Source organism: Vibrio orientalis CIP 102891 = ATCC 33934, assembly GCF_000176235.1.
Taxonomy (GTDB): domain Bacteria; phylum Pseudomonadota; class Gammaproteobacteria; order Enterobacterales; family Vibrionaceae; genus Vibrio; species Vibrio orientalis.
Genome location: NZ_ACZV01000004.1, coordinates 332,011 through 354,861 on the forward strand (window position 1 = coordinate 332,011; position 22,851 = coordinate 354,861).

Here is a 22,851-nt window from a genome sequence, read left to right on the forward strand (position 1 = left end):
CCTAAGGGGAAGCTCAATGGTTGAGATCAATTTAATACTCGTTAAAGCAGTTTACCTAGCTTCTCAATAAACAGCAGGATGTCTTGTTGTGAGATGTCTTTATGCGTAACGAATCGGATTGGGTTTCCAGGGGTAATGGTAATGCCTTCATCCGCCAGCTTGCTCGCAATGGCTGTGATATCAATATTGTCATCTAGCTTGGCAAACACGATGTTGGTCTGAACAAAGTCCGTATTGACGTTGAAACCCGGAAGATCAGACAAGCGTTCAGCGAGTAGCTTAGCGTTTGCGTGGTCAACTTTAAGTTGAGGCACTTGCTCTGTCAGCGCAAGTTTACCTGCAGCTGCTAAGATGCCGGCTTGACGCATACCGCCGCCTACCATTTTACGTAAGCGTCTTGCTCTTTGAATAAACGCTTTATCACCTAATAGCAATGAACCGATTGGCGCTGCAAGGCCTTTAGATAGACAAATCGTCATTGAGTCGAAATGTTGTGCAATCTCTTTGACATCCACATCTAACGCTGCCGCGGCGTTGTACACGCGAGCGCCGTCTAAGTGCAGCAGTAGGTTATGTTGATCAACAAACTCACGCGCTTGTGCAAGGTAGCTTAAAGGAAGAACCTTACCATTAATGGTGTTCTCAAGGCTCAATAGCTTTGTTCGTGCAAAATGGCTGTCATCAGGTTTAATCGCGGCTTTCAGCTTAGCAAAATCAAGGGAGCCATCAGGATTGTTCTCAATAGGTTGAGGCTGAATAGAACCCAATACGGCTGCACCGCCAGCTTCATATTTGTAGTTATGAGCTTGTTGGCCACACAGGTACTCGTCACCGCGATCGCAGTGAGCCATAAGGCCAAGCAGGTTTGCTTGGGTTCCTGACGTAGTAAACAATGCCGCTTCAAAGCCATGGCGCTCCGCTGCCCACTGTTCTAATTCATTGACGGTTGGGTCATCACCATAGACATCATCACCTACAGGTGCTTCTGCCATTGCTTTACGCATTGCTTCTGTCGGTTTGGTTACCGTATCAGAACGAAAATCCATAATCTTATCTCCTAAATATAGCCGCATAGCTTTGCTTTACTTAAACATGCGATGGTTTTGGCATCTGTGATTTCGCCACTAATTATTTTTTGTTCAAGTTGTTTAACCGAAAGTGAAATCACTTCAATCACCTCGTCTTCATCACAGGCATAACGACGAGTTAAAGTCAGGTCTTTGGCTACGTATAGGTGTTGTAACTCATCACAAAATCCAGCCAAAGGCGTTACTTGGCCTAGAGATATCATGGTTTTTGCACTGTAGCCAGTCTCTTCTTCAAGCTCACGATTAGCGCAGACTTCGACCGCTTCGCCATCTTCCAAAGTTCCTGCGGGTAATTCCAATAACCATTTCTTAAGTGATGGCCTGAATTGATTGATTACAATGATGTCGCCATTTTCAGCGATCGGCAGGATTACCGCGGCTCCGGGGTGGGAAATCGTAGTGTGGGTGATTTTTTGGCCATTTGGCAAATCAATCTCTTCTTCAATAAGAGAGATACGCTTCCAGCTATGAAGGGTTTTTATCTTGGAGTTCATTATTGTTATTGGTGCCCTGACGATTGACACGCATTACCTTACAGACAATACCTCTGTAGTTAAAGCATCTCAGTAACATGTGAGTAACTTTACGTCGTACGATTAGTGATAGTAATCGCAAAACTGCAAACATTGTTTTCAGTGCGTTACGTAAATAAGCCTTCTGCTATAAAAGGTTGTCAGAATTGAAATTGCACTTGTAACAAAGTGCTAACAATTGTATAAACTTATTCATACGCACATGTTGTTTAATACGTTAGGAGAGCGCAATAGATGATGAACCAGAGTCGAGTTACTCACTCACAAAAAGCGTTACTGTCTGAGAGAATCAATAAACTCGCTCAAGCCTTATCTGATGGTGTGTATGAACGTGAAGAAACGATCAAACTCTGTCTGCTAGCAGCCCTTGCTGGTGAAAGTGTCTTCTTACTGGGGCCTCCTGGTATTGCAAAGAGCTTAATTGCTAAGCGACTTATTCAAGCTTTTGATAATTCGTCTTATTTTGAGTACCTAATGACGCGTTTCTCGACACCAGAAGAGGTGTTTGGTCCGCTTAGTATCCAAGAATTAAAAGATAATGGTCGTTACGTTCGTTTGACCGACGGTTATCTACCGACTGCTCAGGTGGTTTTCCTTGATGAGATTTGGAAAGCAGGCCCAGCGATCCTGAACACGCTATTGACCGTAGTGAATGAAAAGACCTTCAAAAATGGTAACGAGATAGAGCGTGTACCAATGCGTCTATTGGTTTCAGCATCGAATGAATTGCCAGATGAAGATAGTGGCTTAGAAGCACTGTATGACCGTATGTTAGTGCGCGTGTTTGTTAATCGTATCCAAGACAAACAAAACTTCAAATCTATGCTGACCGTCGGTACGCCGCAAGAGGCGACGATTCCTGAAGGTTTGGCAATTACTGATCAAGAGTACCATCAGTGGCAGTCAGAGCTTGAGCAACTGGAACTTAGTAATGATGTGTTTGAAAAGCTCTACGAGTTAAAAACCTTACTAGAGTCGGCAGTCACTGCTGAAAGTGGTTTTAATGCGGAAGATACTGATATGTACGTATCAGACCGTCGTTGGAAGAAAGCCGTTAAGTTACTTAAAGCGAGCGCATTCTTTAATGGCCGTGATTCAATTAACCCACTAGATATCTTGCTGCTACAAGACTGTCTGTGGAACAGTCCTGAGTCTCGCGACATTGTACGTAAAGTGATCAAAGACTTCGCGCTGAATCACGCATTTGATCAGCAAGAAGTCGAACAGCAAATCACACTATGTCGTGAAGAGTTGACTGACATCCAAGAAGAGCTTGAGTCGGAATTCGGCACCATGCTTTCGATGGAGTCGACGACGGGTCTTATCAAGAAACAGGTGCACAGTTACGATATTTCTGATGCGAAGAGCTACAAAGTGGGTAGCGCATTTGATTTGGTTAAGATGGTTCTACTGCAAAGCAATATGTCGGTCACTGAGTCGGAGAAAGGCGATAGCCGCTGGGTCTACGTGCCTAAGAACGAGCTAGAAAGAGTGATCAAAGAAGGCCACGGTGACGTTTACGGCTATGTGAACACCAACACCACTCTGGTTCGCCTACGTTTTGACATGGATGCGGCAAACAACTTAGTGATCAAAGATATTGCTAATCGTGCTGTGCTTGTTTCTATTGTGACAACCAAAGGCTTAGATGAAGAACTTTACCAAGAGTGGCTAACTAAGTCCCAGCAAGCAATGGCTCAGTTAGAGCATGCAGAGCATCATTTACTGCGCGTACGTTCTAACTTCCATGGCGCGCTTCCTCATGGCTTTGTCGATCAAGAATTGCCACGAGCGATGGAGTCTAGCTTACAGAATTTACAGCAAGTACTCGAATCAACCAAAGCGGAATGTGAACGCATTGTTTTCCGTTTCAAAACCTTAGATCAATTCTTTGCATAGGAGAAATGAATGCTAGGTGCTGACGGACTTAACCTTGTATTAATGATTGCGGACTCAGGCATGATTGACTCCGCAGTCAACGATCTTATGGCGCGCTCACAAATGATGGCGGTGACAGAAAACAGAGGGGTAAAATCTTCTGTTAAGAATCACCTGCTAAAATGGCGTGGCAGCGTTAAGAAACGCATCACTAAGGTGTGCGAAACCGATCGATTTAAGCAAGAACTGTCACTGTACCAAGAAGTCATTCATTGGAACGAAGCAGAGTTCTTCGACAAAATTCCAGAAGTCATTAAGCAGCTTGAATGGCACTCAGCGTTTTATCTGCAAGCCCGTCGTCTTATGGAGAAGAACAAAGGGGTTAATAACCCTATGTTCCCGCATTACTTCTGCGATCAATGGTATCAAAGCCTCTCAGATGCGATTCGCCAAGCGCAGCTTACCGAACTCGAAGCCAACAAAGAGAAAGTACTTAAAGATCTCTATCAACGCATGGAAACCATGAAAAACATGGATAAAGTGACGGAAAGTGGTGATGAGGAGAGTGTTGGTCGCTTGTGGGATATGGCTTCTGCGAGATTAAGTAAGACAGACTTAACGGTGATGAAGCGCCATGCTGAGTTCTTATCAAAGAACAAAGGATTGCAAGAGATCGCCGAGAAACTTGGCCGCATGGCGAGTCAGGTGGATGATCCAGATCTAAACAAAGCGCCGCTAGAAGAGCCGCAAGTCGTTGAAGAGAAGTCTGATCAAGCGACGGACGATATTGTCGGTATTCATGAAGGGGATGACCTAAATAAGCTTCTGCCGAATGAAACCATGTTTTTGGCCTACCCAGAACTTGAAGTTGTGTTCTACAAGCACCTAGTTGATAAGCGCTTAATGAACTACAAGATGCAAGGTAAGTCTCGTACTTTACGTAAAGTCAGTGCCCAACGCCCAGACAACGCTCAGGCGGATGTCGAAAAAGGGCCGTTTATTGTTTGTGTTGATGCATCAGGTTCAATGAGTGGCTTTCCAGAGCAGTGTGCTAAAGCGATGGCCTATGCGTTGATGCAAATTGCGTTAGCAGAAGATCGTGATTGTTATGTGATTCTTTTCTCGACTGAACAAATTACCTATGAGCTAACCAAGCAAGATGGTTTACGTGAAGCGAGTGATTTCCTCACTTACAGTTTCCATGGTGGTACTGACCTTGAGCCCGTGTTAATCAAGTCGATTGATTTAATGAGTGGCGATAAATACCGTAACGCTGACATGGTGGTAATTTCAGACTTTATTGCCCCTAAACAGTCAGAAGAGATGCTAGAAAAAGTTGAACAGCTTAAGAAAAGCAAAAACCGTTTTCATGCGATTAGCCTGTCTAAATATGGTAATCCAGAGCTAATGTCGATGTTTGATCATAGCTGGGCTTATCATCCAAACCTTGTCGGACGTTTGATGAAAAAGTGGTGATACGCCACTGACATGTTAGATGAATAAGGAGCTTAATCGGCTCCTTTTTTGTTATTTGTCTGCACCGATTCATCTTCCGCTGCACCTATTATGTGCAAGCATTCAAACTTTGTGATTTTAACTTGTTGATTATTATAAAAATACTCTTCTGGCATTCAACTTGCGTTATCTATCTTGCGCGCGAAAGTGCGTCATAACATCAATAACAACGTCATAGGCAAAGAAGCCTCTCCTATTCGGGGGAGGCTTTTTTATTTTAAGGAGCGGTGATGACAAAGGAATGTACGAGAACAGCGTGTCCATATTGTGGGGTAGGCTGCGGGGTTGAAGTCAACCAACTGGGCATCACTGGTGACAAACTGCATCCTGCCAACAAAGGGGTGCTGTGCGTTAAAGGTTCCGCGTTGGCCGAGAGTCTAGAAATGCCGTCTAGACTTTTGTACCCCAAAGTGAATGGTAGAGAGGTTAGTTGGAGCGACGCGACGGACCTGATTGCTAAGGCGTATTTTGAAGCAATTGATCATTACGATGCTGATGCCACTGCCATGTATGTTTCGGGTCAGTTATTGACCGAAGATTATTACCTAGCCAACAAATTCATGAAAGGCGTGGTGGGCAGCGCCAATATCGATACAAACTCGCGCTTGTGTATGTCATCAGCCGTTGTCGCTCATAACCGTGCATTTGGTGAAGATATCGTTCCGGTCAATTACTCCGACATTGAAGACGCTGAGCTGATTGTTATTTGTGGGGCCAACACCGCCTGGACTCACCCAGTGCTTTATCGTCGTATTCAACAGGCTAAACAGCGTAACCCTAACCTTAAGGTGGTGGTGATTGATCCAAGGGAGACGGTCACAGCCCAGCAAGGGGACATACATCTACCGCTCCCAAATGATGGGGATATAGCTCTATTTAACGGTTTACTACGCTATTGTATGGATCGTGCCGTGTTAAGCCGTGATTACATCGCGCAGCATACACTGGGTTTTGAAGAGTTATCCCAGACAATACAGTTGCCAAGTTATCGCATAGAGGCGCTGAGTGAACGTTTACAGCTCGACCAAGAGTTACTGAGTAAATTTTATCGTTGGTTCGCGACAACTAAGAAAACGGTGACACTCTTTTGCCAAGGTGTTAACCAATCACAAAGTGGGGCCGATAAAGCCAACAGCATTATCAACGCTCATTTAGCGACTGGGAAGATCGGTTATCCAGGCGCAGGGCCTTTTTCTATCACAGGGCAGCCAAACGCAATGGGAGGGCGAGAGGTCGGAGGGCTTGCAAACCAGCTTGCGGTTCATCGTGGCTTTGATTCCGAATCCATTGGGCTAGTGAGTCAGTTTTGGCAAACAACACGCCTTGCCACTCAGCCGGGCTTGAAAGCGGTTGAGATGTTTGAAGCGGTTGAACGAGGTGACATTAAGGTCATCTGGATTATGGCCACTAACCCGGTAGTGTCGATGCCTGATAGCCAGTTTATTCGAAAGGCCCTAGAAAAGTGCCCTTTGGTGATTGTGTCCGATGTGACTGAAGACTCCGATATCGCTCAGTACGCAGACATACTTTTACCTGCGGCAGGTTGGGGTGAAAAGCAAGGTATGGTGACCAACTCTGAGCGAATGCTGACGCGTCAAAGGCAGTTCATAAAGCCGAGAGGAGAGATAAAGTCTGATTGGCAGGCAATTCGTCAAGTGGGTGAAAAACTTTGTGCGTTACTTGGCGTGGAAAATGGATTTGATTTTAACTCAGAAGCCGCTGTTTTTCGTGAATACACAGCGATGACGGGCTTGAATAAAGAGAGTTGCTTGTTATTCGATCTTTCACACTATGCCGACATTAGTGATGAAGAGTACCAAGCGTGGCAGCCGACTCGATGGGGGGGCAAACAGCCATTAGCCAACGGTAAATTTAGTTTCCCTGATCGTAAAGCGCGTTTTATTGTGCCTCATGAACCACCAAGTCTAAATAGCGCTGCGTGGTGGATGAATACGGGTCGTCAGCGAGATCAATGGCATACCATGACACGTACAGGGTATATCCCGCACCTTGCGGCGTCTGAATGCGAGCCCACGGTTTATATTAATACGCATTCGGCCCACTCATTAGGCCTAGAGAGCAATCAGTTGGTTGAAGTGCGTAGCCCTACGACAACACAGCGAGTGATTGCAAAAGCCGTTCAAGATGATGCACTCAGTCGTAATCAGCTCTTTATGTCGATGCACTGGGCAGGAAAGTACGGTGGTGATAGTCAGATTAACGCCTTGCTAAGCCGTGAGGTCGACCCTTTGTCCGGCCAACCTGCATTCAAGTCTCAGCAGGTCGAACTGTTACCAGTGAATGTTAAAGCATATGGACTGTATATTGGCTCGAAATTTCAGCAGCGAGATTTCATCTATCAATCATTCCAATGTGAGGCAAAATCTGAAGTGTGGCGCTTTGCGGACTCGCAGACTATTGCGAAACATGACGTTGCCACAATCGGGGATGTTCATTCGCAGAGACGGGTGTTATTGGATATTGATGCAGGCTGGTTATCGGTTGGGTATGACGAGGAAAATGGCACTAATATACTTCGTTCAATTTTGCTTGTTTCTACCCAACCTATCACTTCAGATGTGAGTCAGTTGGTGAATCTGATTGGGCAGATATTAACCTTCTCTTCACTGCTCTCCATCGCTGCTGAGTACGATGCAAGTGAGATGATTTGTAGCTGCTTCCGAGTAACTGATAAACAAATATCGGCGGCGCTAAAAAGTGGAGAGTGCCAGTCAGTGTCACAGCTTACCAATAAACTGAAGTGCGGCAGCAATTGCGGTTCGTGTCTACCACAGGTCGAGGGCTTGGTTGACTCATATATCCAAACACTCACTATTACCAAATAGAGGCACGAAGATGAAAAGAGAGACACGACTTTTAGACGGCTCAGGACAAAGTTTGCGTAGCGCAGGTTTTAGTCATCATTCCTTTAGCAACTACTGTTATATCGACTATCGCAACACGGCAGATGGTGACAACAAAAGGACGGCCAAATATGGCAAGGTGTATCTGGTTGGCGCGGGGCCAAATGATCCTGACTTATTAACCGTAAAAGCATTCAAAGTGATACAGCAAGCGGAAGTGATTGTATTCGACCGACTGGTTAATCGAGAGATACTTGAATTTTCAAGCTCAACCTGTCAACACATCTACGTGGGTAAGCGCTGCGGAAAACCGAGCTTAAAGCAACAGGAAATCAGCCAGATATTAGTTGAGTTTGCCAAGCAAGGTAAGCAGGTGGTTAGACTCAAAGGGGGCGACCCATTTATTTTCGGTAGAGGCGGGGAAGAAGGTCTACTGCTTGCAAAACATGGTATTGAATTTGAAGTCATTCCCGGTATAACCGCGGCGATTGGTTGCGCAGCGTCGGCAAAAATCCCCCTAACGCACCGTGAACTCGCTAGGAGCGTCACCTTTGTGACAGGCCAAGTGGTGACTGGCGCATTGCCTGCATGGTCCCAACTTGTCGGATCAGGACAAACGTTAGTGTTTTACATGGGATTAGAAAAAGCACAAGACATACAGCAAGGCCTATTAAAGCACGGGCTTCGCGGTGACTTTCCGCTAGCCATCATTACTCACGGTTGTAGCCGACAACAGAAGGTACATATTTCATCGCTAGAGTCGCTCACTTCAAAAGCGAATGAGTTAAAAGGCGTCAGCCCAGCATTGATTATCTTAGGCGAAGTGGTCAAACTGCGAGAAGAACTAGAAAAGACCGTCGAGTCAGTGAATTCTCAAGAGGTAGTATGAGCACAATTTTGGAGTGTATTCGCACGGTAGGTCGTGGAGAGCGTGGACGTAAACCCCTTACGTTTGAGCAGGCCTATCAAGTCATGGATGAATATCTAGATGGTCAGGTTGGTGACGATCAGATGGCGATGTTGTTAATGCTCATTCGCGTTCAGAATGAAACTAAACAAGAAATTGCAGGTTTCGTTAAAGCCTTCCAATCTCGCGTGCCAAATTTAGGCGCGGATATTGATTGGCCATGTTATGCGGGAAAACGGATAAATGCCGGTCAACCTTGGCATTTGTTGGCGGCTAAGCTCCTAGCGGACAGCGGTTATAAGGTACTGCTACATGGTTACCATGATCGTCCTGCAGGGCGTCTGCATGCAGAAGATTATTTAGATAAGCTGAATGTAGAGCAAGCGAGCTCACCGGAACATGCTCAGCAGCTATTTGAACAAAAGAACATTGTTTACCTGCCACTAAAACATTTCGCTCCTCAGGCTGAAACCATGATTGGCTGGAAAAACCGCTATGGTCTGCGTACGCCAATCAACACGGTTGTTCGAGCGTTAAATCCAGGCGGCGCTATGCTTGGATTACGTGGTAGTTTTCATCCGGGCTTTCAACAGTTACATGCTGACATTGAAAGTGAGGTGGGTTTAACTCGCCATGCGGTTGTCTCATTTAAAGGTCAGTCAGGGGAATCTGAATACAACCCTAAAGTAAGCCAAACGGTATGGGTAAGTACACCAAGAGGTGTTGAGTCCCACTACTGGACGGAACGTATGCTGACAGATATCCCTTTACCAGAGAAATGTGTGTTTGGTACTGCAGAAGAAAACCTCAACATGATGGCTAACACGGTTGTTTCAACAATGGCTGCAACTTTGTTTGCTGAGTTAAATGACCTAGACGCTGCTTATGAAAAGGCCCACCAATTATGGAGCGAATACTGCCGTTAGTGGTAGGTAAACAAGCTCCAATATAAATTGGCACATTCCTTGTTATGTCTCTTATAGATTGAGAGATAAACAAGGAATGTACATGTATAAAAAACTCTCCCAAAACCCCATCGTTGTTTGTAGTGATCGAGCAGAAGAGCAGCAGCGTTTGAGTGCTGAACTTAGCCGCGATTTTGACAATGTTTCTAGCTGCCAACTTTCACAACTGGAATTGATTCTTGATGCTCAGGTTCAAGCTTCCGTGGTCATTGGTTGGTTGCAACCCAGTGCCGAATTGCGTCTTATCATTGAGCTTTGCCGTCAAAGAAATCATCCCTTGCTGGTGGTGTTAAAAAGACTAAACTCTAATGATATGAATCGTTTACCGGAGGTGAAGGATTACGCTTTGTTACCTGCTGATTCGCAATTTCCGCTTGTGCCTTGGATTGAGCAAGCGTATATAACTCGCCAATCTATCTCTGCACTAGAGAGCGAAATCGAGCGGCTGTCGATACGATTGGATGAACGCAAGCTGATCGAAAAGGCGAAAGGACTATTGATGAAAATACACCAAGTCGATGAAGAAGCCGCTTATGCAGCAATGAGAAAGTCGGCGATGCAATCCAGTCAAACCTTAGCTCAAGTCGCGCGTAATTTACTTCAGACGCTGGAAGTACTCAGATAACCAATTACTACTTTGGGGTTAGGTGAAAAAATCCGCATTGGTGCGCAGTGCACTATTAGCAGGCAGACCTAGCAGGGGATGAAAGATGATTTGTATTAACCTATTGAATATTAAGTATTAAATAAGTTGGCACGCAACTTGGAACGACTAAGGTAACAATTTGTTCAATCGTTACCTTTGATTGCCAACGGCGGTAATTATAAGGATGCAAAGGCGCTACGACTCTTAGGAGGCGTAGCGCCTTTTTATTTGGAGAAAAAATATGAAATGGACGTCAGTTTTCAAACAAACGTTACTGGGGGCGGCACTTGCCTCATCGGTTTATGTTCCTAGTGCTTTCGCTGAATTAGGAGAGCCGGAGCTAGAAGAACTCAAATTTGGTTTCATCAAACTTACCGACATGGCACCACTGGCGGTGGCGTATGAGAAAGGCTTTTTCGAAGACGAAGGGCTTTATGTCACGTTAGAAGCTCAGGCTAACTGGAAAGTGTTGTTAGACCGAGTGATTGATGGCGAACTGGATGGCGCACATATGTTATCAGGGCAGCCGTTAGGTGCAACGATTGGCATTGGTACCAAAGCGGAAGTGGTTACGGCTTTCAGCATGGATCTTAACGGCAATGCCATCACGGTATCGAATAAAACCTGGCAGCAAATGAAGCTACATATCGCGACTCAGCCTGATGGCAAACCTGTGCGACCAATTAAAGCGGATGCCCTTAAGCCTGTGGTTGAAAGTTATCTCGATCAAGGGAAGCCATTCAATATGGGCATGGTGTTTCCGGTTTCTACTCACAACTATGAATTGCGTTACTGGCTAGCAGCGGGAGGTATCCACCCCGGTTATTACGCTCCTCAGTCAGGAGATAACAGTGGTCAGGTCAACGCGGAGGTCTTGCTGAGTGTGACACCGCCACCGCAAATGCCTGCAACGATGGAAGCAGGCACGATTGAAGGTTATTGCGTCGGTGAACCTTGGAACCAACAAGCGGTATTTAAAGGTATTGGCGCGCCAGTGGTGACAGACTACGAAATCTGGAAGAACAACCCTGAGAAAGTCTTTGGTGTGTCAAAGAGTTGGGCCGAAAAATACCCCAATACCCATATTCGTGTAGTGAAAGCCTTGATTCGAGCTGCGCATTGGCTAGATGAAAATGACAATGCCAACCGTATTGAAGCATCGAAACTATTGGCTAAGAGTGAATACGTTGGAGCGGACTTTGAAGTGATTGCCAATTCAATGACCGGTACATTCGAATACGAAAAAGGCGATGTTCGAGACGTGCCTGACTTCAATGTCTTCTTTCGTCATAACGCGACCTATCCCTATTACAGCGACGCTATTTGGTACCTCACTCAAATGCGCCGCTGGGGACAAATATCTGAAGAGAAGACGGATGATTGGTACATGAATATTGCCAAGGAAGTGTATCGTCCAGACATCTACCAACAAGCAGCGGAAGCCTTAGTTGAAGACGGTGTTTTAACTGGAAATGACTTCCCTGACTTTACTCAAGAAGATGGTTTCCGCGCTCCCCAAACCCACTTTATTGATGACATTGTCTATGACGGCCGTACGCCTAATGCATACATAGAGAAGTTTGCTATTGGTTTGAAAGGGAAAGAGAAAGTTTAGACCAAGACGAGCAACAATCGAAATTAACAAGGATGTACAGGAGTAACTATGTCGAGCAATGTGATATCGCTAATCCCAAGTAAAAAGCTGGTCGCGAACAAAAGTAAAGCGTTTTTGCTGCCCATCATTGGCGTTCTGATGTTCCTAATGATGTGGCATCTAAGCGCGCGTCAGGTGCAAACATCGTTGGGGACTCTGCCGGGGCCCGCACAAACCTACCAACAGTTTAGTAATTTAGTTGTTGAGCATTGGCAGGAAGGTGAAAAAGAGCTCGCCTTTATCGAACGTCAAGAAAAGCGTAATGCGGCCAAATTGGCAAAAAATCCTGATGCGAAAGTGAAAATTAGACCTTATACCGGCAAGCCGACCTTTTTTGACCAAATTGTAACGAGTCTGGTGACAGTTGCGTGTGGTTTTTTGTTGGCGACAGCGATCGCCATTCCGCTTGGCATTGTGTTGGGTCTCAATCAAGGCGTCTATCAGGCATTTAACCCGGTGATTCAATTACTCAAACCTGTGTCACCGCTGGCTTGGTTACCTATTGTCACCATGGTCGTCAGTGCTACCTATGTGAGTGACGATCCCATGTTCGCGAAATCGTTCGTCAATTCACTACTTACCGTAGCGTTATGTAGTTTGTGGCCAACGTTAATTAACACGGCAGTTGGGGTCACTAGTGTCGACAAGGATCTTGTTAATGTCAGTCGAGTATTGCAACTTTCATGGTGGCAGCACATTCGAGTGATCGTCCTTCCGTCTGCTATTCCGATGATTTTTACAGGCCTGAGGCTATCTCTTGGTATCGCATGGATGGTGCTGATTGCAGCCGAAATGTTGGCGCAAAATCCCGGCCTTGGAAAATTTGTCTGGGATGAGTTTCAAAATGGCAGTTCTGCTTCATTAGGGCGAATTATGGTCGCGGTCATCACCATTGGCTTTATTGGCTTACTGCTCGATCGCGGCATGTTACAGCTACAGAAATGGCTCTCTTGGAACAAACAGCAGGCATTGAGATAAGGAGTTTCTTATGTCTAAAGCATTACTAGATTTAACTCAGTTGGGTATGAAGTTCCCGACGCCGAACGGGGAATTTATTGCCCTTAAAAACGTTAACCTCCAAATCAAAAAAGGAGAGTTTATTTCGCTAATTGGACATTCAGGTTGTGGTAAATCGACCGTACTGAACCTTGTTGCTGGTCTCCATTTTCCTACTGATGGTGGAGTGATAGTTGATGGCCGAGAAGTGAGTGGGCCGGGGCCAGAGCGTGCGGTGGTTTTCCAAAATCATTCTCTGCTTCCTTGGTTAACGGTCTATCAAAACGTCGAGCTTGCCGCAAAGCAAGTAGTCAATAAGTACGTAGGTAAACAAGAGAGTAAGGTGTGGATTAAAGAACAAGTGGAGCACTACCTTCAACTGATTCAAATGTCTCATTCTGCAGACAAAAGACCTGATGAAATCTCGGGTGGTATGAAGCAGCGAGTGGGTATAGCGCGTGCCTTAGCTTTGAAACCGAAAGTGATGCTGATGGATGAACCATTTGGTGCTCTAGACGCTTTAACACGGGCCCACTTGCAAGACTCATTAATGAATATTCAGGCTGATCTAAACAACACAGTCATCATGATTACCCACGATGTTGATGAAGCAGTATTGCTGTCAGATAAAATTGTCATGATGACCAACGGACCAGCTGCGACCATTGGTGAAGTATTGTCGATTGACCTACCAAGACCTAGAGATCGCGTTGCTCTTGCTGATGATCCCCAGTATCAAAAATATCGCCAAGCAGTGTTACGTTTTCTGTATGAGAAACAGTCTAAACCCACTGCGCCAATCAAGAGCACAGAGCAGAAAGAGCTAGAAGTGCCTGCCAAGACTGCCTAAGGAGAATCATTATGGAACATATTGTCATTGTCGGTAACGGTATGGTTGGGCATCACTTGGTGGAACAACTTATCGAGCGTGGAGCTCATTTAGAAAAAAAGATTACCGTTGTCGGTGAAGAGCGCTTCATTGCTTATGATCGAGTTCAGTTATCGGCCCTGTTTTCTGGCAAATCCCATCAAGATCTGAGGCTCAGCAGTGAAGAGTGGTACAAGATGCATGGTGTTGCTCTTCTGCTTAGCAGCAAGGTCACCAATATCGATCGAGAGGGTAAGAATATCATTCTCGAAGAGGGACGTTCACTCAGTTATGACCAATTGGTATTAGCGACGGGTTCATTCCCATTTGTGCCACCAATTGAAGGTAATGATCGAGAAAATATCCTTGTCTACCGAACGTTAGATGATCTTGCTGAAATTAAAACTGCATGTCAGGGAGCGAAAACGGGTGCAGTCATTGGCGGTGGTTTACTCGGCTTAGAAGCGGCGAATGCTTTGAAGCTGCTTGGTGTTGAAACCCACGTGGTTGAGTTTGCGCCTCGTTTAATGCCGGTTCAGCTTGATGATGGTGCAGGCAATGTGCTGAAAGAAAAAATTGAAGCGCTCGGGCTAACGGTCCATACGTCAACCGCAACAGAAAGAATTTGCGATGGAGAAAAGGCGAATCATCGCATGGTGTTTAAAGATGCTGAGCCACTCGAAGTTGATGTGATTGTGTTTTCTGCTGGTATTCGCCCGCAAGATACCCTAGCAAGGCAATCTGGCCTGAATATAGGTGAGCGAGGCGGCATTGTTATTGATGATCAATGTAAGACCAGTGACGACGCAATTTATGCGATTGGTGAGTGTGCCCTATGGCAAGAGAAAATCTTTGGTCTCGTAGCGCCGGGGTACACCATGGCTCGTGTGGTGGCTGATTCTCTACTTGGCAGAGCCAATGCTGGCTTTACTGGTGCTGATATGAGCACCAAACTTAAGTTACTTGGGGTAGATGTCGCGTCCATTGGTGATGCACACAAAACGACAGAAGGCGCTCAAGAGATGCTCCTGCAAGATGCGGTTGCAGGTATCTACAAAAAGTTGGTTGTCGATAAGTCAGGTAGCCAGTTACTAGGAGCGATTTTGGTCGGGGATAACTCTGATTATGATGCCTTGTTACAGTGCTATCTTAACCAGACCCCGCTGCCTGATCATGCTGCAAACCTGCTGTTTGATACGGGCATGCTACAAGGAGAGATGGTAGATAGTGCGATCATTTGTTCATGCCATAACGTCAGTAAAGGCGATTTAGTCAGTGCGATTCAAGCCGGTGCTCATGATCTCTATTCACTCAAGTCGCAAACCAAAGCCGGTACCGGTTGTGGTGGCTGTAGCAACATGGTCAAAACGGTATTGGATGCAGAGCTGGTGGCGATGGGCGTTGAGGTCAACAACCATATTTGCGAGCACTTTGAACTATCGAGACAAGACTTGTTCCATATCTGCCAGGTAGAGGAAATTAAAGACTTCGACACCTTGATTAGCAAGCATGGTAAGGGGCATGGCTGCGATCTATGTAAGCCGACGGCGGCTTCGGTTTTCGCATCGTTGTGGAATGAGCATATTATGGAACCGCAACACAGCAGTTTGCAAGACTCCAACGACGCTTTCATGGCCAACCTGCAAAAAGATGGTTCCTACTCAGTTGTTCCACGAGTTGCGGGTGGAGAAATAACCCCCGACAAGCTTATTGTGTTAGGTCAGGTGGCTAAGCAGTATGACCTTTACACCAAAATTACGGGCGGACAGCGAGTTGACCTGTTTGGCGCTCAAGTCGAGCATTTACCTGAAATATGGCAAGCATTGATTGAGGCTGGCTTTGAAACAGGCCACGCTTACGGGAAGTCGCTGAGAACCGTTAAGTCATGTGTTGGCTCAACTTGGTGTCGTTATGGTGTTGATGACTCGGTTGGTTTAGCAATTGATTTAGAGAATCGCTATAAAGGCCTTCGCGCACCGCACAAAATCAAATTTGCAGTATCTGGGTGCACCCGTGAATGTGCTGAAGCGCAGAGTAAGGATATTGGGGTAATCGCAACAGAAAACGGCTGGAATCTTTACGTGTGCGGTAATGGTGGGATGAGACCGAGGCATGCTGATTTAATCGCCTCAGATCTCTCTAAATTAGAGCTAATTGCACTGATTGATCGAGTACTAATGTTCTATGTACGTACTGCCGATCGCTTACAAAGAACCTCGGTATGGTTGGAGAACCTTGAAGGAGGCCTAGAGTACTTGAAACAGGTCGTTATTGATGATTCGTTGAATATTGCTCGGTCACTAGAGCAGCAAATGCAACACGTGGTGGATACCTATCAATGCGAATGGAAAAGTACGCTTGATAAGCCTGAGAAACTTGCGCGATTCAAACCGTTCATTAACGTTGATAGTGAGAGCCAAGCGTTACCTTATCAACGTATCCGTGGCCAACGTATACCAGTAAGGGAGGAATTGTAATGGATACACTTATACAAGAGAGGATTTGTCGCTTAGACGAGTTACCGCCTTACCAAGGTTGTAGCGCAATGATAGGTGGTGAGCAGGTGGCACTGTTCAATATTCCTTCTGCTGGTGTCTTTGCTGTGCAAAACTGGGATCCTATCGGCCAAGCCTTTGTGATCAGTCGTGGCATTGTCGGTGATGTTAAGGGCCAGTTGTGTGTAGCCTCTCCCCTTTATAAACAGCACTTCTGTCTTAAATCGGGTCAGTGTATCGAAAATGATGAAGTGAAGTTGTGTGTGTATCCCGTTGCTGTTGAGAATGGTAACGTGGTCCTCACTCTAAATTAGTGATTAGAAATAGATCGTATAGCCTAGATGTTAAACATATAGGTTGGCTTTTTAACCAATTGAACAGAAAAAGAAATTAATTGGTTGACCCTAGATTATTATCCGTTAGAGTACACCTCGTTCTCGCAGTTCTTGTGGCGAGAATGATGGTGTACCATCGCTTTATGCGTTGCCCTGGTGGTGGAATTGGTAGACACAAGGGATTTAAAATCCCTCGGCGTTCGCGCTGTGCCGGTTCAAGTCCGGCCCGGGGCACCATCCCTCAATAAGCAAGATAAGAAACAAGCAACAAATAAAGGCGCCTTGGCAGAGTGGCTATGCAGCGGATTGCAAATCCGTGGACCTCGGTTCGATTCCGGGAGGCGCCTCCATTCGATAGATCTGACTCCTAAGCCGAACATGGACTATTTCTAGTCTCAATCTCATATTGTCGAATTGGCATGACATCAATAGTTTGTTTAATCAATTCCCAGTTTGTTTGCTTTCCCCAACGCAGCTTTTCTGTACCATCCTTGCCAATGAGTACCGCGGTATGACTGCCGGGCTTTACGTCATAAACATCAAATAGTGCACTTAGATTAAATTCATGTTTGACCCAAACGGGGTTGGTAAAGCCGTCTTCAGTCACCACCATGGTGATCAAGTCTCTGTCTTGCAGTTCGCAATCGTTAATCAGAGTTTCAAGTAAAAACTGCTTCACGTGCTCATCATTGGTCGGAGCGAAATAGATCACGCTGCGATGCTGATAATGCGTCGCGTACGCTGGGTATGTCCACGCCGTTGCGCTGTATAGTAATGTAATGCTGAGTATTAAAGCAGAGCGCATAGCTTTCCTCGCTTTGTTAAGGATCATCATTATGTGTTCTACGTTAAGTGTAGGTGTTAAGCTCAAATAACCGAGTAAAGAGGTGGAAATAGGTAATGCGCAGACTGTCTAGTGAGCGACTAACGTTAAGGATGGTAGAGCAAAAGGATGCAGAATTTATCCTCGAGCTATACAGCAGTGAAGACTTCCTTCGTTTTGTTGGTGATAAAGGCATTAACACAGTTGGTGATGCTCAGTTGTACATACAAAACAACATTCACGCTATGCATGAGGTACATGGTGTTTGCCTTCTGCTGGTGGAGCGTAGCGACACCAAAGAAAAGCTCGGTGTGTGTGGACTGATAAAACGTCCAGAGCTTACGGCTTACGACATCGGTTATGGTTTTAAACCTGCCGCTTATGGTCAAGGTTATGGATATGAAGCGGGGCAAGCAGTAATAGCGTGTGCTCGTACACAGCCCGAAATCGATGAACTGGTAGCAATAACAACCTCAGACAACGGGGCTAGCCAAGCGTTGTTAACTAAACTCGGTTTTACCTATGTCAAAGTTCAAGAGGCAATAAGTGATACAGTAGATTTATTGTTATATCAAATGAGTCTGGATAGTGAGTGAAGTGATCGTATCGGATATTCTTCAAGGGAAACTTCGTATTGAGTTTAAAACAGTCAGTGCGATGGTCGCGATATACTGCCATGCACATCATGCAACGAAACAGGGCTTATGCCAAGAATGTAAAACGCTATTAGACTATGCAGAGACTCGCTTAGACCGTTGCCCTTATGGACAACAGAAACCGACCTGTAATCAATGCCCAATTCATTGCTATAAGCCCGAGCAGAAAGAACAAATGCGCCAAGTTATGCGTTTCTCAGGGCCGAGAATGTTATTGCCTCATCCGATTTTAGCCATTCGCCATTTGTTACATGAAAAGAAACCAGTTCCGGATAAGCCTATGCCGAATGCATCAAACCGACATGTAAGAAAGAAAGCTAAGTAGGGTGTTATAAGTAGCACTGTTTGAAACTAAAAAGAGGCACGCTAGGTGCCTCTTTTTCTATGATTATTCTCCAGCGATAGCTTGTCGCTTGGTCTTAATGCTTGCTATCAACATGTAGATGCAAGTTGCGAGTAGAGCTGCAAACAAGTAGCCCATCAAACCTTGTGCGCCTGACATGAAACTGTCTGCCACGACAGGACCAGCAACAGAACCGATACTGTAGCTAAACAGCATAACTTGAGTCGCTGAAACTATGTAGCTCGCATCCAACTTGTCACAACCAAGGTTGATTGCAACAGGGTAAAGCGCAAATGTTGCAACGCCTAAGAAGAACAGTCCAGCCGCAAGTGCTTGGATGCCAGTGACTAATGTCGTAAATGTAATTGCAGCTACGCCGAGTAGGCAAAACAGTGCCATCAGTAATGTGCGACCTAAGTATTTAGATAGCCAAGGAACGACAGGCTGCACCGCCATACCACCTAAGATAACCACTGCCATTAGGCTGCCAATGTCGCTGTGAGCTATACCACGAGCAAACAGTTCGACTGGCATTAATCCGTAGATAGCGCCTAAGGTTAAACCTGAAACAATACAACCGATGATTGCAGCGTGATTCAGTTTACTGATCTGTTTTAGTGATAAAGACTCACTGTGCTCGCTTTGTGGCTGATCACTTTCGCCAAACAGTAGTACCACGACAGCTAAAATCAACAAGGTAATAATGGTGATAAAAGGAACGCCACCAGAAATACCAATTACGCCGATACCCAGTTGTCCTAATGCGCTACCGCCATACAGTGCACCCATGTACAGACCTAAGCGCTTTGCTCGTGCGGATTCATCACCATGAAGCAACCAAGATTCAACGATAACAAATACGCCAGCGACTGCCATACCCGCTACTAAGCGCGCAATAATCCAGACAGCTGAATAAGGAGCTAGAGGCAAAATCATGATGGTTACCATGAATGTCACTAAACACCAGACGAATGCATTACGGTGTCCGACTTTTTTTACAATTGGCTCTACACCCACTGCGCCGATGAGAAGACCAGCGTAAAACACGCTTGCAAGCCAGCTTGCAAGAGAATTATCTAGGCCGTATTCGCCAAGCATTAAAGGAATCAGACTCATTAAATACCCCGATGCGACCGCATATAGAGCTAGCGCAATTACAGGTACAGAAATGCGAGCTTTCGGTGTTGGTGCAAGGGTATTTTCCAATGTCGTGGCCTCTTAAAGTGAATAAATGGTAAGCAATTTCGGGCGCGACTATGGAGCGAAAAGAGGATTGGGTAAAACGAAAAGTTTTTCTTATGACGACAAAAAATATTTATGCAGATGAGAGGTGAGAAATAGTAGGTGAATTGCAGCAAATACATCGGTAATTGCCGCAATTCTTAGATGATTTTCCTGAGAGTGCTATTTCAGTAAGGCTTGATTAAGCCATTGATCAAATTGTCCTTTTGGCAAAGCTCCATTGATAACATCAACTCTTTTTCCGTTCTTGAATACCATGATGGTTGGAATGCTTCTAATTTGGTATTTAGCCGCAAGGTTTTGCTGAGCTTCGGTATCTATTTTTACAAAGCGGACGTTTTTTGCTCGCTCGTTGGCAACGTCTGAAAATACCGGTGCAAAGCCAACACAAGGATTGCACCAAGTCGCCCAAAAATCGACGACGACAGGAACAGGGCTATTTAGGATTGCGTCAAAATTACTCTCTGTTCCTTCAATAGGTGCTCCATCTAATAGTGATGTTTGGCATTTCCCACAATTTGGCGACTCTGAAATGCGTTCAGATGGAACACGATTGACGCCAGAGCAAGATGGGCATCGAGTGTTAAAGGTAGACATGACTTTTCTCTCGTTGTTTTTTTCAATTAGATGACAGTGATTGCCGTAGATAGTTATACTCTGAATCGAACGAGTGATACAAATAACTAATTCAAAGGCTCAAAATGAAAAATTTCTATGCGGAAATTACTGGCTGGGGCAAGTGCCTACCCCCAGCGACGCTCTCCAATGAAGACTTAAGCACTTTTTTAGATACCTCCGATGAGTGGATTCGCACGCGAACGGGCATAGAGAACCGCCGTATTAGTCACGTAAATACCTCTGATATGGCGACAGTGGCGGCAAAGCACGCGTTAGCTTGCGCAGGTATTACGGCAGAAGAGGTCGATTTGATTATAATCGCGACTTGTTCTCCTGACTCATTGATTCCTAATACCGCATCTAAGGTTTCTCAGAACTTAGGTATCAAAGCGGCAGCAGCTTTTGATCTCAATGCTGCATGTACAGGATTTGTGTACGGGTTAGAAACCGCAACACGACTAATGCAATCTGGCAATTACCGAAACGCCATTGTTGTTGGTGCAGAGCGACTGTCGTTCTTTATCGATTGGACTAAGCGTGATACCGCGGTGTTGTTTGGTGATGGTGCTGGTGCAGCGGTCCTTAGCCGCACGGAGCAAAAAGTCGGTCTGCAAGAAGCGCAATTAGGGTGTGATTCTGCGGGGCGTGACATTCTTGCTGTACCAAAATTTGGTACCTCAATGGATCGCTTTGCTGCCGACAATGGGCATTGGGATTTCAACTTTGTTGGTAAAGAAATCTTTAAGCGTGCCGTGAAAGGTATGGGCGCCGCTGCTCAAAGTGTCCTTGCGCGCAGTGAACTCTCGACAGACGACGTTGATGTGGTGATCCCACACCAAGCGAATATTCGTATTATCCAAACTTTGTGTGATCTATCAGGTATTAGCCAAGATAAGGCGTTTGTGAATATTCACAATTACGGCAATACCTCTGCCGCAACAGTGCCAATTGCACTTTGTGAAGCGCTTGAGCAAGGTAAGGTTAAGCCAGGAGACGATCTATTACTCGCGGCCTTTGGTGCTGGCCTCACATGGGGCGCTGGTCATATCAAATGGGGCGAACGAGTGACGGCTCTTGGTCAAAGTGATGCTGCTCTACCTGAGTGTAAGAGCACGGCGCTAGAATTACTTGCTAACGCTATCGAGCATTGCAAGAAAGGTGCGTAATCTCGTCACGTATTGAAATTATTCACAATTTAAGTCGCACTTTATGTGCGACTTTTTATATCTATCACCTACCATTGAGATTATTATACTCGCCTAACGATAAGAACTCCGCTGGGCTAGCATGAAATTTCTTCACACATCTGATTGGCACCTAGGTCGCCAATTTCACAATGTTTCTCTACTCGATGATCAAAACGCTGTATTGCAGCAAATAACTGACTATTTACAGCAGCACCCTGTCGATGCGTTGGTGATTGCGGGTGATATTTACGATCGTTCTGTGCCTCCGACAGCCGCGATAGAGTTAATGAATCATTTTGTTGAACAAGTGTGTGGTGAGCTTAAACTGCCTATCATTCTGATCCCGGGTAACCACGATGGTGCTGAGCGACTGGGTTTTGCCTCAAAACAGATGAAAGAATCTGGCCTGCATATCATTTCAAATTTTAGAGACATGGTTACACCGATAGTTTTGGATAGCGATATAGGGCCAGTTGCTTTCTATGGCATGCCATACAACGATCCTGAGCTAGTTCGTCACCATTTCAAACAGTCAGTATCTACTCATGACGAAGCCCATCAGCATTTATGTGAAGAGATCAAAAAGAGCTTCGAGGATGGCACAAAGAACGTATTGATTAGTCATTGCTTTGTTGATGGTGCGATTGAATCAGAATCGGAGCGCCCGTTGTCTATTGGTGGTTCAGATCGTGTTAGTCACGAACATTTTGTCGACTTCGATTACGTGGCACTTGGTCACTTGCACCAACCGCAAAAAAAAGGCGAGGAGCACATTCGCTACTCGGGCTCCCTGATGAAATACAGCTTTTCAGAACAGCATCAGAAAAAAGGTATGACGCTGGTCGAGTTAGATGAAGGTGGCTTTAAGTCGGCCACCCACATTGACCTGAAAGCTCCTCATCAGATGCGCATTATTGAAGGTGAATTGGACGAAATCTTATCGCAAGGGAAAACCGATCCGAATAGTGAAGACTACCTGTTGGTGCGTTTGATGGACAAGCACGCCATCTTAAACCCAATGGACAAGTTGAGAGTCGTCTACCCCAACGTTTTGCATCTAGAAAAGCCAGGTATGTTGATTGGTACTGAACAAGAAATGGCGGTGGCTAAGTTAGCTCGCAGTGAAGCAGATATGTTCCGAGATTTCTTCCTAGAGGCACAAGACGCAAAGTTGAGTGAGGAGCAAGACAAAGCTATCACCGACATTATCAAGCAACTAAGCCAGCAATAGGAACAGC

General features: G+C 45.5%; 20 protein-coding genes and 2 tRNA genes. 17 read left to right on the forward strand and 5 right to left on the reverse strand.

Going from position 1 to position 22,851, the window contains the following annotated elements; genetic code table 11:
- Positions 1–41 precede the first annotated feature (41 nt).
- Both ltaE and VIA_RS05105 read right to left on the reverse strand, forming a co-directional pair.
- Positions 42–1,046: a low-specificity L-threonine aldolase gene (gene ltaE, locus VIA_RS05100; protein ID WP_004411494.1), complete on the reverse strand. Its 1,005-nt coding sequence runs from the start codon at positions 1,044–1,046 to the stop codon at positions 42–44.
- A gap of 11 nt (positions 1,047–1,057) precedes the next feature.
- Positions 1,058–1,582, reverse strand: a complete 525-nt coding sequence (locus VIA_RS05105; RefSeq protein WP_004411495.1) for an NUDIX hydrolase — start codon at positions 1,580–1,582, stop codon at positions 1,058–1,060.
- A gap of 273 nt (positions 1,583–1,855) precedes the next feature.
- Between VIA_RS05105 and VIA_RS05110 the strand changes: the two genes are divergently transcribed.
- From VIA_RS05110 to VIA_RS05170, 13 genes are all read left to right on the forward strand, one after another.
- Complete coding sequence (locus VIA_RS05110; protein WP_004411496.1) at positions 1,856–3,520, forward strand: ATPase RavA domain-containing protein; 1,665 nt, start codon at positions 1,856–1,858, stop codon at positions 3,518–3,520.
- 9 nt (positions 3,521–3,529) lie between these two features.
- Positions 3,530–4,975, forward strand: a complete 1,446-nt coding sequence (gene viaA, locus VIA_RS05115; RefSeq protein WP_004411497.1) for an ATPase RavA stimulator ViaA — start codon at positions 3,530–3,532, stop codon at positions 4,973–4,975.
- 269 nt (positions 4,976–5,244) lie between these two features.
- Positions 5,245–7,860 carry a nitrate reductase gene (locus VIA_RS05120; RefSeq protein WP_004411498.1) on the forward strand — a complete coding sequence of 872 codons (2,616 nt, stop codon included), beginning with the start codon at positions 5,245–5,247 and terminating at the stop codon, positions 7,858–7,860.
- 10 nt (positions 7,861–7,870) lie between these two features.
- Complete coding sequence (cobA, locus tag VIA_RS05125; RefSeq protein WP_004411499.1) at positions 7,871–8,767, forward strand: uroporphyrinogen-III C-methyltransferase; 897 nt, start codon at positions 7,871–7,873, stop codon at positions 8,765–8,767.
- Positions 8,764–9,711, forward strand: a complete 948-nt coding sequence (locus tag VIA_RS05130) for a glycosyl transferase family protein (protein WP_004417750.1) — start codon at positions 8,764–8,766, stop codon at positions 9,709–9,711. The genes cobA and VIA_RS05130 overlap by 4 nt, the downstream gene beginning before the upstream one ends.
- 82 nt (positions 9,712–9,793) lie before the next feature.
- Complete coding sequence (locus tag VIA_RS05135) at positions 9,794–10,375, forward strand: ANTAR domain-containing response regulator (RefSeq protein ID WP_004411501.1); 582 nt, start codon at positions 9,794–9,796, stop codon at positions 10,373–10,375.
- A gap of 262 nt (positions 10,376–10,637) precedes the next feature.
- Positions 10,638–12,011 carry a CmpA/NrtA family ABC transporter substrate-binding protein gene (locus tag VIA_RS05140; RefSeq protein ID WP_004411502.1) on the forward strand — a complete coding sequence of 458 codons (1,374 nt, stop codon included), beginning with the start codon at positions 10,638–10,640 and terminating at the stop codon, positions 12,009–12,011.
- A 48-nt stretch (positions 12,012–12,059) separates the two neighbouring features.
- A complete protein-coding gene (locus tag VIA_RS05145; RefSeq protein WP_004411503.1) occupies positions 12,060–13,028 on the forward strand; it encodes an ABC transporter permease in 969 nt (322 codons plus the stop codon).
- Between the two features lie 10 nt (positions 13,029–13,038).
- The gene (locus VIA_RS05150) at positions 13,039–13,896 is read left to right on the forward strand and encodes an ABC transporter ATP-binding protein (RefSeq protein WP_004411504.1); all 858 of its coding nucleotides are present in this window, start codon (positions 13,039–13,041) and stop codon (positions 13,894–13,896) included.
- Positions 13,897–13,907: 11 nt separating this feature from the next.
- Complete coding sequence (nirB, locus tag VIA_RS05155) at positions 13,908–16,391, forward strand: nitrite reductase large subunit NirB (protein WP_004411505.1); 2,484 nt, start codon at positions 13,908–13,910, stop codon at positions 16,389–16,391.
- A complete protein-coding gene (nirD, locus tag VIA_RS05160) occupies positions 16,391–16,723 on the forward strand; it encodes a nitrite reductase small subunit NirD (protein ID WP_004417753.1) in 333 nt (110 codons plus the stop codon). Before nirB ends, nirD begins: the two co-directional genes overlap by 1 nt.
- Positions 16,724–16,894: 171 nt before the next feature.
- Positions 16,895–16,981 (forward strand) — tRNA-Leu (locus VIA_RS05165).
- A gap of 39 nt (positions 16,982–17,020) precedes the next feature.
- A tRNA-Cys gene (locus VIA_RS05170) sits at positions 17,021–17,094 on the forward strand.
- 17 nt (positions 17,095–17,111) lie between these two features.
- Here the strand turns inward: VIA_RS05170 and VIA_RS05175 are convergent.
- The gene (locus VIA_RS05175) at positions 17,112–17,549 is read right to left on the reverse strand and encodes a DUF4174 domain-containing protein (RefSeq protein WP_004411507.1); all 438 of its coding nucleotides are present in this window, start codon (positions 17,547–17,549) and stop codon (positions 17,112–17,114) included.
- A gap of 95 nt (positions 17,550–17,644) precedes the next feature.
- On the opposite strand from VIA_RS05175, the gene VIA_RS05180 reads away from it, so the two are divergent.
- A complete protein-coding gene (locus tag VIA_RS05180; protein WP_004417755.1) occupies positions 17,645–18,163 on the forward strand; it encodes a GNAT family N-acetyltransferase in 519 nt (172 codons plus the stop codon).
- A gap of 1 nt (position 18,164) precedes the next feature.
- A complete protein-coding gene (locus VIA_RS05185) occupies positions 18,165–18,548 on the forward strand; it encodes a nitrous oxide-stimulated promoter family protein (RefSeq protein ID WP_038211327.1) in 384 nt (127 codons plus the stop codon).
- Positions 18,549–18,611: 63 nt separating this feature from the next.
- Here the strand turns inward: VIA_RS05185 and VIA_RS05190 are convergent, their stop codons facing one another.
- Positions 18,612–19,772, reverse strand: a complete 1,161-nt coding sequence (locus tag VIA_RS05190) for an MFS transporter (protein ID WP_004411509.1) — start codon at positions 19,770–19,772, stop codon at positions 18,612–18,614.
- A 198-nt stretch (positions 19,773–19,970) separates the two neighbouring features.
- A complete protein-coding gene (gene trxC / locus VIA_RS05195) occupies positions 19,971–20,405 on the reverse strand; it encodes a thioredoxin TrxC (RefSeq protein ID WP_004411510.1) in 435 nt (144 codons plus the stop codon).
- Positions 20,406–20,509: 104 nt separating this feature from the next.
- Here trxC and VIA_RS05200 point away from each other — a divergent pair, with 104 nt between their 5' ends.
- Both VIA_RS05200 and VIA_RS05205 read left to right on the forward strand, forming a co-directional pair.
- Positions 20,510–21,592: a ketoacyl-ACP synthase III gene (locus tag VIA_RS05200; RefSeq protein WP_004411511.1), complete on the forward strand. Its 1,083-nt coding sequence runs from the start codon at positions 20,510–20,512 to the stop codon at positions 21,590–21,592.
- A gap of 121 nt (positions 21,593–21,713) precedes the next feature.
- Entirely contained in the window at positions 21,714–22,844 is a 1,131-nt protein-coding gene (locus VIA_RS05205; RefSeq protein WP_004411512.1) for an exonuclease SbcCD subunit D, read from the forward strand.
- Positions 22,845–22,851: the final 7 nt, after the last annotated feature.